Genomic DNA, 15,336 nt, shown 5'->3' on the forward strand with positions numbered 1-15,336 from the left:
GGACGCGGTGAGCGCTCAGAGAGCGCGAACCGCGAGGCTGGGGAGGCGTGAGGTGCTGTGCGGAGCGGTACGGGGCGGGACTCAAAGGGGCAGTCGCGAGGACGAAGACGCGCGACGTAAGGACCGCAGGGAGCGAACGAAGTGAGCGACCGAGGACCACAGCGAGCGCATCGAGTCCTCGCGACTGGGGCTTTGGCGGTGTTCGCCGTCGATCTGCCGACGGTCATTTATAACCGAGCGGCGGGAGGCTCAGTAAGGTTCAACCGACAAACGCGCGATAGCTCACAAAGACGCACGAAACCGCCGCGTCTCGTCGGGCGAGTCGTTCGTCGCTATACAGTCGATCTGTAAGGTGTGCGAACCGCTGACTCCCCCTACCCGAAAGAACAACCGTTAAAAGTCGGCGTCGGGTTCGTACGGACATGGCTGGAACTATCGAAGCGCTCGTCCCCGGCGGGCAGGCCACCCCCGGCCCGCCGCTCGGTCCCGAGCTCGGACCGACGCCGGTGGACGTTCAGGACGTCGTCGCGCAGATCAACGACGAGACCGCCGCATTCGACGGCATGGAAGTGCCCGTCACCGTCGACTACGACGACGACGGCTCCTTCAGTATCGAGGTCGGCGTGCCGCCCACCGCGGAGCTCATCAAAGACGAGGCCGGCTTCGAGACCGGCTCCGGCGAGCCCCAGACTGAGTTCGTCGCTGACATGTCCATCGAGCAGGTGAAGACCGTCGCGGAGCAGAAGTCGAGCGACCTGCTCGCGTACGACACGAAGGCGGCCGCCAAGGAGGTCGGCGGCACCTGCGCCTCCCTCGGCGTCACCATCGAGGGCGAGGACGCCCGGACGTTCGACGACCGCGTCGACGCCGGCGAGTACGACGACGTCCTCGACGAGTAACGCCGCGGTCCGGCGAGCACGATTTTTTCGGTGCGGATTTCGTGACGCGGACGTTCCGCTGCGGTCGTTACGACGGATACGGTCAGTTTTGTATTTAAAATAAGAGACGTATTCGACGACGTACGGGCCCGTCACGCGCCGGTTCGCCCGGTCACACCGCGGGGCGCTCGACCGGGTCAGACTCGCCCGTGTCGGTCGCGACGGGGCGGACGTCCGTCCACGTCCGGCCGATGATGGCGGCCGCGGCCACGAGCGCGTAGAACTGGACGAAGAAGCCCGCGATCGTCCCGAGAATCGGGACGACGGAGAGCACTCCGATCACGAGCGCGCCGGCGAGAGCGATCGCGGCCGCGGCGAGCCACCCCGTCGCGTACGCGCGCTTCGAGACGACGCCCCAGAGCGTTCCCACGGCGAAGCCGTCTCCGACCCGTCCGGAGCCGGCGACCGACGCGACCGCCGCGGGCGTCACGTAGAGGCCGGCGAGCGACGCCGCGAGCGCGACGAGCGTCAGCGCGAGCGCCACGACGCCGCCCGCCAGTCCGCCGAGGAGGCCGCCGTCGCCCGAGCCGACGAGCGCCGCACCGATGCCGATCACGACGGCTACCGAGAGGATCGCGAGCGGGAGGAGCGAGTAGACGAACGTGACGACGAACGCCTTCAGGCCATCGGTGAGGAGGTCGCCCCACGCGTCGAAGACGGGCGGCTCGTCGTCGCCGTCGGCGGTCCGTCGCAGGACGCGGACGACGTACCCGAGCACGGCGAACGCCGGAATCAACAGCGGACTCGCGAGGAGCAGGACGCCGCCGATCAGCGTCGTAACGAGGGCGTCGTCGCTCTCGCGAAGGTAGTTGAGAGAGGCTTCTATCATGGTTTGTCCCACGTCTTAACGCGCCGTGAGATATTAAATTAGTACGGTAAAAACGGCCGAGAGGGCCGCTCTCGGCCCCGGACGCGAGTGCCGCCTCTCGGCCCCGGACGGGAGCGCTACCTCTCGATCCCGGACGCACCGACGAGCGGAGCCGGTCACTTATAACCGAACCGAGGCGATACGGTGACATGCCCGACCTCAATCCCGTCGCGAAACGGATCCACAACGTTCAGCCCCGACCGGTGCGGCTCGAACTCGACTCCGGCGAGACCGGCGTCTTCGAGTTCTCGTCGACGGAGTTCTTCCAGCGGGAGTTCCGCGGCGAGGGCGTCCGGACCGACGCCGACCCCGACGCCGACTTCCGGCTGATCAGTTCGGACGACTACGAGCGGATCCTGCTCGGTCGCTCGGGACCGGACGAGGAGGGTGGTCGATGGTCGGCGAGGTGGTCGCGGCCGAGCGCACCGAGGAGTAGCGGAGCGCCGTCGCCCCAGTCCCCGCTCACCGGACGACAGTGACGGGCACCTCGACGCGGCGTACGACGCCCTCCGCGACGCTGCCGAGGAGGACCCGCGAGAGCCCCGTCCGCCCCCGACTCGCCAACACGACGTGGTCGAACGGCTCGCCGGGAGCGTCGTCCTCACCGACCGGCGTCTCGCCGCCCGCCACGCCGAGGATCGTCTTCGTCGGGCGGCCCACCTCCAGTCTCGTTTCGACCCCTCGATCGACCGCCTCGGCCGCCTCGGAGAGGAGCCGCTCGCCGCGCTGCTTGGCGCTGGCGTACCACTGGTCGGAGGCGCCCGGAAACCCTCCGTTGGCGCCCGTCGCAGAGTCGGCGGGGTTGATCACGTGGAGCGCCGTGAGTTCGGCGTCGGGCCACTCGTCGGCCGCGAACCGCAGCGCCTCGGTCGCCTCCTCCGACCCGTCGACCGCGACGAGAATGCGCTTGCTCATACGCGGCGATTCACGCGCTCGATATAAAAAGGGCGGCGGCGGGTCCGAGCCGGCGGCAATCCGGATCAGCGACCGGGAGTCGCGACCGATCCGGGGGAGCGCCGTCAGTCGTGTCTCGTCACGCACTCCGAGAGCCCGATCAGCTCCACCGGCTCGGAGTTGTCCGGCGAGTACACCACCATCTGGCCCTTCTCCATGTACGGCACCTTCCCGGCGAGGTTCGTCGGGATGTTGACGCTGGAGATCGCGTCCTCGTCACCGAGGTTCAACACGACCTTCGTGTTCACCTGTTTGAACACCGACTCGGCCACGTCCTGCGGGTCCTGAGTGATTAAGAAGAGTCCGAGGCGCTCCTTGCGGCCCTGCTTGGCGGCCTCCGTGAACTTCTGGACCACCTTCTGCGCTTGGACGTTGTCGGCGTCCGCGAGGAAGTTGTGCGCCTCGTCCATGCCGACCAGCAGCGGCGTCTCCTTGATCCGGTCGCTCGCCGGGTCGTTCGAGAGCTTGTCGTCGACCAGCAGGCCCGCGACCGCGAGGACGACGATCTCCTTCTGCCGGGAGGTCGGCAGGTGGTACGTGGGGACGACCGAGAGTCCGCCGGGACGGACGAGGGTGTGGTCGAGCTCCGTGATCGGTTTCGCGTCCTGGTCGAAGACGCCGCTCGGGACCCCGCGGACCCGACGCTTGACGGCGTCGAACGTCGCCTCGTGGATCCGCCCGCTCTCGTGGAGCCCCTCTTTGAGCGCCGGGTCGTCGAGGTACGAGAGGAACTGGCTGTAGGTGCCCGAGTCGCCGTAGTCGTCGAAGAAGCGGTTGAGTAGCGTCAGCAGGGCGGGGTACTGGTTGTCGTTGAGCCCGGATCCAGCGACGAGCCACGGCATGTCGTCCGCCAGCGAGAAGGGGATCGTGAACTCGACGCGCTCGGCGCGGTGCCCCTCGCCGGGGTACGTCGCGTTCGCGACGCGGGGCACGAGGGCGACCGTGTCGTCGTGGCCGCCGTGGGCGATCCCCTCGCGCTCCAGCCGGCGCGCGAACGCGTCGTCGAGGTCGGGGTTGTCGTCGTGCATCTGCGCGTACTCGTCCTGCGGGTCGAACTGGACGACCGCCATCCGCGACTCGCGGCCGTCGCCCATCGGGTAGGTCCGGTCCGAGTCGAGGTACTGCCGGAGGACGTTCTTCGAGGCGTGGGTCTTCCCCGACCCGGTACCGCCCGCGACGAGCGTGTGGCGGAACGCGAGCGGGTCGCCGTCGCCGTAGTCGTCTTTCACCCGGTAGTCCACGGTCGGCGGCTCCGCCGCGGTCCGCACCTTCTCGCCGCCGACCGAGAGGTGCCCGAGGAAGACCCCGTCGTCGGGGATCTTCAGCCCGGTCTTGATCTCGGCGTCGTCGGCCGCCTCCTCGACGACCGCCCCGGGCTTCGGCACCCGGTCCGTCATCCGGCGTTTCATCCCGTCGCCCTCGCCGTAGACGACGGATATCGGCTCCAGATCGGCGACGAACTTGTAGTCGCGCTCCGCGAACTCGTCGCGGCGCATCTGCCGGCGGGCGTGGATCTCGGTCGCGTCGTCCGACTGGAACTCCTGTGCGTACTCCAGCCCGGTGATCCGACAGAAGAGGCGCTCTCCGTCCGGGTAGGGGATCAGGAGGTACTTCCCGAGCCGCACCGTCTCGCGGTTGTCCGTCGTGACGAACGCCTTCAGCGACGTCTCCTCCTCGTCTTCCGCCACGCGGAGCCCCTGCGACACCGACACGACGCCGAGCCCCGCATCGCTGCCCGCCGGCGCCGCGTCGTAGGCGGCGAACGAAGCCTCCTCGCCGTCGCCGCCCGCGTCGGCGGCGTCGGTCGCCGCCGAAGCCGCGCTCGGGGGCTCCTCCGCGCTCCCGCCGTCGGCCGCGGACTCGCCCCCGGCGCCGTCGGCCGCGCCCGAGCCGCCGTCGCCGTCGCCGTCACCGCTGAACTCGGTGAAATCCTCCAGCGTCATGCCGTATCCACCGGCCGCCGGGCCGAAAGCGTTTGCCCTCGCGCCGCGGGCGGCCGGCTCGGCTCCGACCGGCGCCGAGCCGTCGCGGCGCCCTTATCCCGCTCCGACCCGTATCTGCGGCATGATACTCGTTCGCGGCAGCGGCGGCGGGACGGACCTCACCGGCACGGTGTTCGAGCGCGGCGAGGAGCCGCCGGCGTACAAGGGCGCGCCGGACGAGGACGCGCCGTACGTGTGGGTGTGCGACTCCTTCTACGAGGTCGAGAGCGGCGGCTCGCCGCTCGTCGTCGACGGCGAGGAGATCCGCGTCGCCTTCGAGGAGCCGATGCCGCGCGGGTTCGACACCCGCGATCAGGCGGTCGAGGCCGCCCGCGAGCACGTCCGGACGCAGTTCGCTCGGATCGGCGTCGACCCCGCCGACGTCGAGGTCGAGGTGACCGCGGCGGACCCGGCCTGAGACCGTCGGAAGGAACCCCCGCGGCCACCCTTTTACCCGTTCCGCCCCGGTACGGCCCGTATGTCCGATCCACCGGAGGACTTCGACCCCGAGTCGCGGGAGGAGCGCGAGGTCGCCGCGGGGGCCGCGGGCGACCGGTCCGACTTCCTCTCGCTGATGGGCCACACCTACCGCGGCGAGCTCGGCCGGACCAGCTCGTGGCGGACCCGAATCGACCGGACGACCAACTGGGCGGTCGTGGTGACCGCGTCGCTGCTCACGTGGACCTTCTCCAGCGAGTCGCGGCCGCACTACGTGTTGCTCATCGGCCTCGTCATGCTCAGCGTCTTCCTCGGCATCGAGACCCGCCGGTACCGCACCTTCGACGTCTGGCGGTCGCGCGTGCGGCTCCTCGAGGAGAACGTGTTCGCGAACGCGCTTGACCCGGAGGGCGTCGAGGAGTCGAACTGGCGGCGGCTCCTGAGCGAGGACCTCCGCGAGCCGACGATCAAGATGCCGAGCGTCGAGGCCGTCTCGCGGCGCCTCCACCGGGTGTACGCGCCGCTCTTCTCCGTCCTCATCGCCGCGTGGGTCGCCAGGCTCACCGTGTTCACGCCTGTCGGGGACGGCGTCGTCGCGACCGCCGCGGTGGGCGCGATACCGGGTGCGCTCGTGCTCGCGGTCGTCTCCTGTTTCTATCTCGGCGTGCTGGCGCTGACGCTCCGGAGCCCCCCGAGGCAGGCGAAAGGCGAGATGCAGGCGGCCGAGAACGTCGACGAGTGGAAGTGAACCGGCCGGGTCCACTTCCCGCAACCCCTTTTCGCTCTCGGTCCAACCGGACCGTATGACCGAGCTACCGGACCGCGTCGTGGGCGACGCGCGGACGAGCGACTTCGGGTGGAACCTCCTCACCGACCTGACGGACGTCGGGAACCGCATGGCGGGATCGACCGGCGAGCGCCGCGGCGCCGAGCGCGTCGTCGAGGCGTTCGAGGCGGCCGACCTGCGGAACGCCGGCCTCGACGAGTTCGAGATCCCCGGCTGGTGGCGCGGCGAGTCGTCGCTGTCGGTGTCTGGACCGGTGGAGCGGCACCACGAGAACTCCCACGAGGTGATCGCGCTGCCGGGCACCCCGAGCGGCGAGGTGACGGCCCCGCTCGTCGACGTGGGCGACGGCACCGACGGGGAGTTCGCGGCCGCGGAAGGGGAGCTTGAGGGCGCGGTCGCGATGGCCTCCTCGCGCACGCCGGAGGGCCGCGACCGGTGGATCCACCGGATGGAGAAGTACGTCGCGGCGGCCGAGCGCGGCGCGGTCGGTTTCGTCTTCCGGAACCACATCGAGGGGGCGCTCCCGCCGACCGGCGAGATCGGCTACCACAACCGGCCCGGACCGATCCCCGCCGTCGGCGTGTCGAAGGAGGTGGGCGACCGGCTCTCGCGGCTTGCCGCGGCGGCCGACGCCGACGAGGAGAGCGGCAACGGTTCGGGAAGCGACGGCGCAGCGGAGGACCGCCCGACCGTCTCGCTCGACGTCGACTGCCGAAACGAGCCGACGACCTCGGTGAACGCGGTCGCGGAGGTCGGGCCGTACACCGAAGAGGCGGTGTTCCTCACCGCGCACGTCGACGCCCACGACGTGAGCGACGGCGCCAACGACAACGGCGCCGGGTCGGCGCTCGTCGCGGAGGTCGGCCGCCTGCTCGCGACCGTCGAGGGCGACCTCGACACGCGGGTCCGGCTCGTCACCTTCGGCTCGGAGGAGATCGGGCTGTGGGGCGCGTACCACGCGGCGGAGACGACGCCGGAGGAGGAGATCGCCTGCGTCGTCAACCTCGACGGCGCCTGTAGCTCCCGGAACCTCCGCGTCGGGACGAACGGGTTCGAGGGGATGCGCTCGACGTTCGAGGCGGTCGCGGACGCGTTCGACGCGCCCCTGACGGCCGGCGAGACCATCTCGCCGCACGGCGACCAGTGGGCGTTCGTGCAAGAGGGGATCCCGGCCGTGATGGCCTCCACGACGAGCGACCAGTCGGGGCGCGGCTGGGGGCACACCCACGCCGACACGCTCGACAAGCTCGACTCGCGGGACCTCCGCGAGGTGGCGACGCTCGTAGCCGCGGCCGTCTACCGGTTCGCGACGGGGGAAATCGAGGCCGAACACCGGTCGCGGGAGTCGATCCGCGACGCCATCGACGAGGGGTACGTCGAGGAGCTGAAGACGGGCGGGCGGTGGCCGTACGAGGAGTGACGGACAAAGCCTATACCGGAGCGATCGAAGCGATCGCGTATGTCCCCCTGTTCGAGGCGACGCGCCCTCCGCGGCGGTCTCGTCACCGCGACGGCGTGTCTCGCGGGATGCGTACTCTCCGGCGGAGCCGAGGACGGAGAGAGCGAGACCGGACGAACCCTTCACGAGTCGGACGTCGCCCTCGACTCCGCGGCGTCGTGGGCGGGGTACAGGCGTGACCCCCGCAACACCGGCCACGATCCGGACGTCTCGGGGCCGACGGACGACGCCGCGGTCGCCTGGCGGTACAGCGCCCGCACCGAGGCGGAGTCGGGCGTCGTCGTCGACGGCGGTCGCGCGTACGCCGGCGGACTGGTCCTCGACGGGGAAACGGGCGAGCGAATCGGCGGGGAGTGGCACGGCCACATGAGCACGCCGGCGGTCGCCGACGGGACGCTCTTCGTTCCCACCTTCGACCTCGAGGGGCGGGACGCCGCGACCGGCGAACTGGACTGGACGTTCGAGCCCGACTCGCAGGCCAGCGGGCTGGGGGGAGTGACCGTCGTCGACGGGACCGCGTACGTCCTGGGAAAGCTCGGGCGTCCGCTCGTCTACGCGGTCGACGTGGAGACGGGCGACGAGGTGTGGCGGTGGGACCCCGACCCGGACGAGGTCGAGTCGATCCGGTCGCCGCCCGCGGTCGCCGGCGACGCGGTCTACCTCGTCGACGAGGCGGGAACGGCGTACGCCGTCGACGGCGAAACGGGCGACGAGGCGTGGCGACGGCCGACGTGGGTCAGGGCCTCCGGCTCCCCGGTCGTCGTCGACGGGACGGTGTACTTCGGGTCAGAGGACAGCGAGGCGACCGCGCTCCGCGCCGGGGACGGGGAACCGAAATGGCGTCGGAGGCTGGGCCACGAGTCGGACGAGACCGTCGCGGTCACCCCGGACGCGGTGTTCGCGACCGGCGGTGACGGGAGCGTGACGCGTCTCTCGACCGCGGACGGAACGATCGAGTGGGAGCGACGGTACGACGACGTCGGTCAACTCGGCTCGCCGACGGTCGCCGGCGACGCCGTCTACGTGGGCTCCCAAAGCGACGGAACGGTCCTCGCCCTCGAAGCGGACGACGGGACCGAGGACTGGCGCGTGGAGACGCGGAGCGTCTTCTTCGGCGATTACAGCCGTGTCGGCGTCGTCGACGGGCCGGCCGTCGTCGACGGCGTCGTGTACGTCGCAACCGAGCCCGGCGACGTGTACGCGATCGCAGAGGTCTGACCGGTGCGGAGAGCGGTCAGCGATCGACGGACTCCGGCGCTACCGCGGCGGCGAGCGCGCGGCTCCGCTATCTTTTTTCAAGGCGAGAATCTCGCCCTTTTAGGGCGGGCGTGAAGCCGACAACTCCTACACGTTTCACCGTCGGTTGTAAGCCGAATACCCCACGACTGTAAACCTTTATTGGAATTGGGTATACAGAAATTAGTACGGCCAAATAAAGTACAATCTTGAAACCGGGTCGCACACGGTCTACGCACTCCAATATCACTTTGTGACCGTCACGAAGTACCGCGCAGACCTACTCACCGATGAAATCGCAGAACGTATCGGTGAGATTGCCAGCGACATCTCCGAGGACTTCGGCGTGAACATCCAGAACGTCAACGGCGGTTCCGACCACGTTCACATTCTGTTCACGGCGAAGCCAACGACCGACCTCACGAAGTTCATCAACTCACTCAAGGGCGTCACGTCCCGCAAAATCCGTGACGAGAATCCCGAAGTTCGCCAAGCACTCGACAAAGCGTTCTGGCAACCGGGGTACTTTCTCGCCACCACCGGTCAAGTGAGCATCGACGTACTCATGAAGTACGTAGAGGAGCAGTAGCGATGTCCACGACTGTCACGAAGACGTTACAGGCGACGTTCGCGCCACCCACCGCGCACAAGCAGTCGAAACTCAACGACCTGCTCGAAACCTACCGTGACGGTCTGTAAGAGGCGTTCGACGCCGGAGCGAGTACCATGTCGGCAGTAAGCGACATCGTGACGCCCTACGACCTGCCGTATCAGGCCAAAGCAGCACTCTGTAACTACGTCCCGAAACTCCGCAAGACGTACAACGCGAAGGAGTTGGACGACGAACACCCGATACGGCTCACCAACCAAGCCGCCAAGTTCGACTACTCTGATGAACGCGAGTACGAGTTCACATGGTGGGTTCCGCGGCCCGGTCGGGGAACGAACTTTTGGATACCGCTCCGCATCAACCCCGAACAGGAAGACCTCTGGCACGACCTCGTATCGGAGGACGCGAAGGCAGGCGAGATCCGGCTTCAACAGCATCGGAAGAACTGGGTACTACACGTCACCGTCGAGTACCCGGTTGAAGAACCAAGGACTGACGGTGACGCCACACACATCGGCTTAGATATCGGAGAAACCGCCCTCATCACGGGCTGTGCCCTCAAGGACGGTTCTCCGACTGACCCGTTCGTGTGTAGCGGAAGTAGAGCGAAGCATCTCCGCAAAGAGATGCACACGACCCTGAAACGACTCCAAGAGCGTGACGCATCCGAGTGGCGGATTGAAGACCGCTTTTCGCACTACCAGAACGCGCTCACCGACCTCGTGGAGAAGGCGTCTCGGCAAGCCGTCGAGTACGCAAAGCAGTACGAGAATCCGGTGTTGGTGATGGAGGACTTGACGTACCTCCGTGAGCGTCTCGACTACGGGAAGTACATGAACCGTCGGCTTCACTCGTGGGCGTTCGCCCGACTCCAAGGACGCATCGAGGACAAGGCGAGGGAGGCAGGCATCCCAGTTGAGTGCGTGAACCCGGCGTACACCTCGCAGACGTGCCACTCGTGCCACCGTATCGGTCGGCGGGAATCGCAGGCCGAGTTTCGGTGTCCGCACGACGACTGCCACGTTTCGACGTTTCAGGCCGATATCAACGCTTCCGCGAATATCGCACGACGGGTTGACCCGTGGGGAGAGAGCGTCCCGCTTGACAAGGCGGAACGCGATGACTCGCCACGGGATGGGAGCGGTTGTGACACCGCCGCGACTCACCGTGAGAAGAGCGTACCAGCGCAGATGACGCTCACGGCCTACGAAGAGTCGGAACCCTCTGCCAGCGTTCACGAGACGGAGTCTCGTGAGCCAACCAGAACGGACGGTTCTGGTGACGACGACTGACTGGTATTCCCACCGTGTGGGAAGCCTCGCCGTTTACGGCGAGGAGGATGTCACTCGATCTCCAGCCGCCAGACGCCGTCGGCTTCGACCTCGATCCACGCGACGCCGGCCGGATCCGCGCGCGCCTCGCCGGAGAACTCGCCGATCCGGTTGAACACGACTTCGTCCGGAGACCCGTCGCCGGCGTCCTCGCCGTAGACCTCGACGACGAAGTTGCCGCCGTCGGACTCGTGTTCGCCGACGAACGTCGTCTGCTCCGTGAGCTCGACCGGGCCGACGACCGCGTGTCCGTCCCCGCTGGCGCTGACGCTCGGGGTCCGGATCGCCTCCGGCGGCGCGAACGACTGCCCGACCGTCATCGACCAGTCGCCGTCGGTCGCGACGCCGAACTCGTAGTCACCGCGGTCGGCCGCGAAACCAGCGCCCCCGGTCGCGTCGGGGCTCTTGACCACGAGCCCCCCGACCGATCCGCCGGCCTCGACGATGAAGTCCTCCTCGCCCCCGTGTTCGAAGGCGACGGCGGTGAACGCCGACCGGAGCGAGACGGCGGCCCTGTCGGTCGAGTCGCCGCTACCGAACGTCTCGCTCCGGGGATCGAACAGCGGATCGTCGGCGTCGAGCGTGTCGCGGATGTCCAACAGCGTGTCCGCGTCCGAGCGCTCGGACTCCCCGTCCAGGTCCCGTTCCCGTGCCGCCTCGTCCGTCGGCTCCGATTCGTCCGGTCGTTCGTCGGTGTCCGAGCCCGGATCGCTCGGTTCCTCGGCGTCGTTCACGCCTCCGCAGCCGGCGAGTGCGGCTGCTCCCGCGACCGACAGCCCGAGTACGGCTCTGCGGTCGAGGGGACGCGTCAGCGGGGGGCCAGTCATTAGCGACCCATTCAGACACCCGAAACAAAAGGACTCCGGGGCTCCCGTGTGCTCGCCCACTACGCTGCGTTCCGGCAGCGAGTTCCCCTCACCGTTCGAGCGTCTCAGCGAAACGGAGCGTCCTCACCTCGGCCCGACGCGGTAGCTCACGGACCGCGCACCGGCCCCCCGCACGACTCACTCCCCGTCGGAGTCGTCGCAGACGCCGAGCGGGAGGGTCTCGGGGGCGTTATCGCCGTCGAGACCGGCGTACGCGTCGTCGATGAGGCGGGCTAGCTGCGTCTCGGGGCTCACGCCGCGGGCGGCGGCGAGGGCGGCGAGCCGCTCGTACTGCTCGTCCGGCACGGTGACGGTTCTGTCGTCCATACGCGGCGCTCCGTCCCGAAGCATCAAAAGCGTTGGTCTGACCCGGGTTCACGACGAATCTGTTCGGTCAGTCCCGCGGACGGCGTCGACCGGCTCGCCCGCGGCGAACCGCTCGAACAGCGCGTTCATCACCGACGACTCGGCGCGCGAGAGGTGCTCCCACACCGTCGTCGAGCCGAGTCCGAGTTCGGCCGCCACCTCCTCGACGCCCACCCCGCCGCCGTGGTCGTAGTAGCCCGCGGCGATGGCGGTCGCGAGAACCTCCCGCTGTCGGTCGGTGAGGCCGTCGAGGAGGCCGGACGCGGGGAGCTGCGGCGATCGCTCGATCGACGCGAGCTCCACGTTCCGCGCGAGTTCGACCTCGTTGCCGCCGCGTTCCAGCTCGCGCATCACCGCCGAGAGGTCGTCGGCGTCCTCCAAGTAGGCCGTCCAGCGCTCGACGCCGCCGGAGATGGTCGTCCCCGTTCGGTAGTGGATCCCCATCCGCGAGAAGCGGTCGCCTATCCCCTCCCAGTCGGCCGCCGAGACGTCGATCGTCAGGGCGACGTACGCGTGACGACCCTCGATCGGCGCGAGCGGCTCGGCGGAGACGACGAGGTCGAACTCGCAGAACTCCTCGACGAACGCCTCGATCTCGGCCGACGGGCCGGTTAGCTCTGCGATCCGCTTGCGCTCGGGACCGCTCCCGGTCATCGACGAGACGGAGCGGTACCGCACCTCCGGGTGGCGCGCGCTCACCTCGCACTCCGGCTCCCCCGCGTGGTAGACCCGGAACGTCACTTCCCGCATGGGAGAGTCGAGGGCACCGGGGTTCAAACGGGTTCCGGACCGGTCGCGAGCCATTTATCACCGCGACCGTGTTACCGTCGGTGTGGTGGCGATGACGAGTCGGTTACCCCCACTGAGCCCCCTGTGACGACGGGTTTCCACCGAGCCACCGTTTCCACGTCCGCCAGCGCCGCGACCGTTCCCCGCCCGGAGCGGTCGTTCTCCGGTCCCGAAGCGGTCGGCGTCCGATCGCGGAGGAGCGGCGCCCGACGGACCGTGGTGAAAGTGGTTGTTTTCGACAAAAAAAGGCCGCAGTCAAGCGGTTTCGAGCGGAAAGAGGCGGGTGGCGTCGGGGCGTCGACGCCGGAGAGCGGTCCGCCGCTCAGTACGAGGCCGCGCGCTTGTCGAGGCCGGCCGCCTCGATGTCCTCGCCGTCGACGGAGGTGCGGAGGACGTCCATCCCGTCGTCGCGGTCGATGTCGAAGTTGCGGGCGTACAGCTCTTCGAGGCGGTCGTACTCGGCGTCAGAGAGGGACGGCACGCCCGCCGCGCTCCACTCCGCGATGTCGTCGCCGTCGCGGAAGGTGGGCGTGACGGAGGCGACCTCGTCGTGCGCGAGCAGCCACCGGATCGCGGCCTGCGCCATCGTGCGCGTCCCCTCGGCGTGGTCGGGCTCTTCGAGGAAGCGGATCGCGTCGACCTTCTCCCAGCCGGTCTCGTACCACTCCTTCGGGCGGTGCGAGCGGTGGTCACCGTCCTCAAGGACGGTGTCGGGCGTCACCTGCTCGTTGAGGAGGCCGGAGGAGTGCGGGACGCGGGCGATGACGGAGGTGTCCGAGTCGCTCTCGCGGATCGTTTCAACGAAGTGGCGGCCGGGCTCCTGCTCGAAGAGGTTGAAGACGGTCTGGACCGCGTCGAACTCCTCGTACTCGACCGCGGCGTCGCCCTCCGCGAGCCAGCCGATCGAGGGGCCGAGCGCCCAGCCGAGCGCGCGGACGCGCCCCGACTCCTTCCACTCGCGGAGGAGGTCGCGCACTTCCGGCGTCACCTCGTCGACGTTGGCGTTGTGCAACTGGAGCACGTCGACGTAGTCGGTGTCGAGCCGGTCGAGCGAGGCCTCGAACGCCTCGGTGAGGTACTCCTCGTTCAGCTCCTTGGGTAACTCGCCGTGGCCGGCCTGCGGGTTGTCGTAGAAGTCGTAGCCGATCTTCGTCGACAGCGTCACCTCGTCGCGGCGGCCGTCGATCGCCCGCCCGATGATCTCCTCGCTGTCGCCGTGGCCGTACACGTCGCCGGTGTCGACGTAGGTGACGCCCGCGTCGAGCGCCTCCTCGACCATCTCGACCGCCTGTTCGTCCGAGCGGTCGCCCCACCAGTCGGTGCCGACGACCCACGCGCCGAAGCCGATCTCAGAGACCTCGACGCCAGAGTTCCCGAGTTCGCGGTGTTGCATACCCGTCGTTGGGGGCTGGCGCACTTATCCGGTGCGGTTGATCCCGCGGCGCGGTAGCGGTCGGTCAGCCGAGGCGCCGCGCCCGTCGGGTGTGAAGTCCCGATTTATAAGGATCGTCGGAAAGCCCCTCCTCGCATGGACGAGTCCCTCCACGACGCGCTCGACGCGATCGGCTTCCTGCTCGCGGTGATCGCCGCCGCCGCGCTCGCCGAGGTGGCCATCCGACACGGTGCCATCGGTCTCGCGTTCACGCTGCTGTTTCTGATCGTGCTCGCGCTCGTCGGGACCGCGCTCGGCGTGTTCCCGGACCGCGACGACCGAATCGACGCGGGCGACGCTCCCTGACGCCGCGGTCACACAACCGAATCCCTTTGAGGGACCCCGACGAAGGGGGGCCGATGACAAAGCGACACGTGTCCCTGCCCGACGGCGCCGAGGCCGGGGTCCGAGGGTTCATCGACGAGGTGGACGAGCGGCTCTCCTCGGACGAGGACACCTGCGAGGTCGTCCGCGACGTGCTGATCGACCTCCACGGCGACCGCGAGGCGTGGGAGGCGTGGCAGGACGGCGAGTCCGTGTCGCGCGCCGAGCGCGTCCGCCTTCAGGGGTACGACCCGTGTAACGCGACGCTGGAGTCGGAGTACTACGCCGAGAAGGACGAGGACCGCTTCCAGCGCTCGAAACACCTCCAGTGGCTCTGGCGGCAGTTCGACGCCACGCCGATGGCCGACAACGTCGAGTTCGCGCTCCGCTTCCGCCAGATGCTCGGGAATCACCTCTTCGCCGAGTGCGGGGAGGACTGCCGCTTTTTCAAGGGAATCTCCGTCACCTACGGCCACAACATCGAGGTGGGCGACAACGTCGTGATCCACGACGACGTCCACCTCGACGACCGCGGGAAGCTGACGATCGGCGACCGCGCCTCCATCTCCGACGGGGTCCACCTCTACAGCCACGATCACGACATCGTCGACCAGACCGAGGTCCGGAACTTCCACACGATCGTCGAGGACGACGCCCGCGTCACCTACGACGCGATGGTCCGGGCAGGCTGTCGAGTGGGTGAGAACAGCGTGGTCGGCGCGCGCTCCGTGGTCCAAGGGGACGTGCCCGACCACCACGTCGTCGTCGGCTCGCCCGCGCGCAGCGTCCGCGTGAAGCCCGGCTGGGAGGAGGTCGCCGAGGAGTTGGAAGACGGCCGCCTCCCCGACAACCAGGACGAACGCGAGATCGAGTACGAGCTTCCCGACGACCTCGAACGGTTCGACGAGTTCGGCCGAGACCGCCGGCCGCCGGAGTGAGCGCCCGTCGCGGAAGAG

The 15,336-nt window shown here is 68.7% G+C and carries 15 protein-coding genes and 2 pseudogenes; 10 read left to right on the forward strand and 7 right to left on the reverse strand.

Annotation, left to right across the window (positions count from 1 at the left end):
• Positions 1–422 precede the first annotated feature (422 nt).
• Positions 423–899, forward strand: a complete 477-nt coding sequence (locus KI388_RS10580) for a 50S ribosomal protein L11 (protein ID WP_215086596.1) — start codon at positions 423–425, stop codon at positions 897–899.
• A 151-nt stretch (positions 900–1,050) separates the two neighbouring features.
• Here the strand turns inward: KI388_RS10580 and KI388_RS10585 are convergent, their stop codons facing one another.
• Positions 1,051–1,767 (reverse strand): DUF4013 domain-containing protein, encoded by a 717-nt coding sequence (locus KI388_RS10585; RefSeq protein ID WP_215086597.1) that lies wholly within the window; start codon positions 1,765–1,767, stop codon positions 1,051–1,053.
• 188 nt (positions 1,768–1,955) lie between these two features.
• Here KI388_RS10585 and KI388_RS10590 point away from each other — a divergent pair.
• Positions 1,956–2,242: pseudogene (locus KI388_RS10590) on the forward strand (transcriptional regulator).
• A gap of 26 nt (positions 2,243–2,268) precedes the next feature.
• On the opposite strand, the gene KI388_RS10595 reads toward KI388_RS10590, so the two are convergent.
• Together KI388_RS10595 and KI388_RS10600 are read right to left on the reverse strand one after the other, a co-directional pair.
• Positions 2,269–2,721, reverse strand: coding sequence for a universal stress protein (locus KI388_RS10595; RefSeq protein WP_215086598.1), 453 nt, complete (start codon positions 2,719–2,721; stop codon positions 2,269–2,271).
• A gap of 104 nt (positions 2,722–2,825) precedes the next feature.
• Positions 2,826–4,703, reverse strand: coding sequence for an ATP-binding protein (locus tag KI388_RS10600; RefSeq protein WP_215086599.1), 1,878 nt, complete (start codon positions 4,701–4,703; stop codon positions 2,826–2,828).
• Positions 4,704–4,824: 121 nt separating this feature from the next.
• Between KI388_RS10600 and KI388_RS10605 the strand changes: the two genes are divergently transcribed.
• The 6 genes and pseudogenes from KI388_RS10605 (at position 4,825) to KI388_RS10630 (ending at position 10,564) form a co-directional block, all read left to right on the forward strand.
• Positions 4,825–5,160 (forward strand): hypothetical protein, encoded by a 336-nt coding sequence (locus KI388_RS10605; RefSeq protein WP_137716603.1) that lies wholly within the window; start codon positions 4,825–4,827, stop codon positions 5,158–5,160.
• Positions 5,161–5,220: 60 nt separating this feature from the next.
• On the forward strand, positions 5,221–5,928 hold the full coding sequence (locus KI388_RS10610; protein ID WP_215086600.1) for a DUF2270 domain-containing protein: 708 nt from the start codon (positions 5,221–5,223) through the stop codon (positions 5,926–5,928).
• A 55-nt stretch (positions 5,929–5,983) separates the two neighbouring features.
• On the forward strand, positions 5,984–7,387 hold the full coding sequence (locus tag KI388_RS10615; RefSeq protein WP_215086601.1) for a M28 family peptidase: 1,404 nt from the start codon (positions 5,984–5,986) through the stop codon (positions 7,385–7,387).
• A 39-nt stretch (positions 7,388–7,426) separates the two neighbouring features.
• Positions 7,427–8,644, forward strand: a complete 1,218-nt coding sequence (locus tag KI388_RS10620; protein ID WP_215086602.1) for a PQQ-binding-like beta-propeller repeat protein — start codon at positions 7,427–7,429, stop codon at positions 8,642–8,644.
• A gap of 214 nt (positions 8,645–8,858) precedes the next feature.
• Positions 8,859–9,251: an IS200/IS605-like element ISHal1 family transposase gene (tnpA, locus tag KI388_RS10625; protein WP_004043788.1), complete on the forward strand. Its 393-nt coding sequence runs from the start codon at positions 8,859–8,861 to the stop codon at positions 9,249–9,251.
• A 2-nt stretch (positions 9,252–9,253) separates the two neighbouring features.
• Positions 9,254–10,564 (forward strand): annotated as a pseudogene (locus KI388_RS10630) (transposase).
• A gap of 50 nt (positions 10,565–10,614) precedes the next feature.
• Here the strand turns inward: KI388_RS10630 and KI388_RS10635 are convergent.
• The 4 genes from KI388_RS10635 to KI388_RS10650 form a co-directional block, all read right to left on the reverse strand.
• Positions 10,615–11,430, reverse strand: a complete 816-nt coding sequence (locus KI388_RS10635; RefSeq protein WP_215086603.1) for a hypothetical protein — start codon at positions 11,428–11,430, stop codon at positions 10,615–10,617.
• Positions 11,431–11,607: 177 nt separating this feature from the next.
• Positions 11,608–11,796: a hypothetical protein gene (locus tag KI388_RS10640; protein WP_215086604.1), complete on the reverse strand. Its 189-nt coding sequence runs from the start codon at positions 11,794–11,796 to the stop codon at positions 11,608–11,610.
• A gap of 48 nt (positions 11,797–11,844) precedes the next feature.
• Complete coding sequence (locus KI388_RS10645; RefSeq protein WP_215086605.1) at positions 11,845–12,585, reverse strand: helix-turn-helix domain-containing protein; 741 nt, start codon at positions 12,583–12,585, stop codon at positions 11,845–11,847.
• 361 nt (positions 12,586–12,946) lie between these two features.
• The gene (locus tag KI388_RS10650; RefSeq protein ID WP_215086606.1) at positions 12,947–14,017 is read right to left on the reverse strand and encodes an aldo/keto reductase; all 1,071 of its coding nucleotides are present in this window, start codon (positions 14,015–14,017) and stop codon (positions 12,947–12,949) included.
• A gap of 135 nt (positions 14,018–14,152) precedes the next feature.
• Here KI388_RS10650 and KI388_RS10655 point away from each other — a divergent pair, with 135 nt between their 5' ends.
• Complete coding sequence (locus KI388_RS10655) at positions 14,153–14,362, forward strand: hypothetical protein (RefSeq protein ID WP_215086607.1); 210 nt, start codon at positions 14,153–14,155, stop codon at positions 14,360–14,362.
• A gap of 53 nt (positions 14,363–14,415) precedes the next feature.
• Entirely contained in the window at positions 14,416–15,318 is a 903-nt protein-coding gene (locus KI388_RS10660) for an acyltransferase (protein WP_215086608.1), read from the forward strand.
• Positions 15,319–15,336: the final 18 nt, after the last annotated feature.

It is taken from the genome of Halorubrum sp. 2020YC2 (genome assembly GCF_018623055.1).
In the GTDB taxonomy this organism is placed as follows: domain Archaea; phylum Halobacteriota; class Halobacteria; order Halobacteriales; family Haloferacaceae; genus Halorubrum.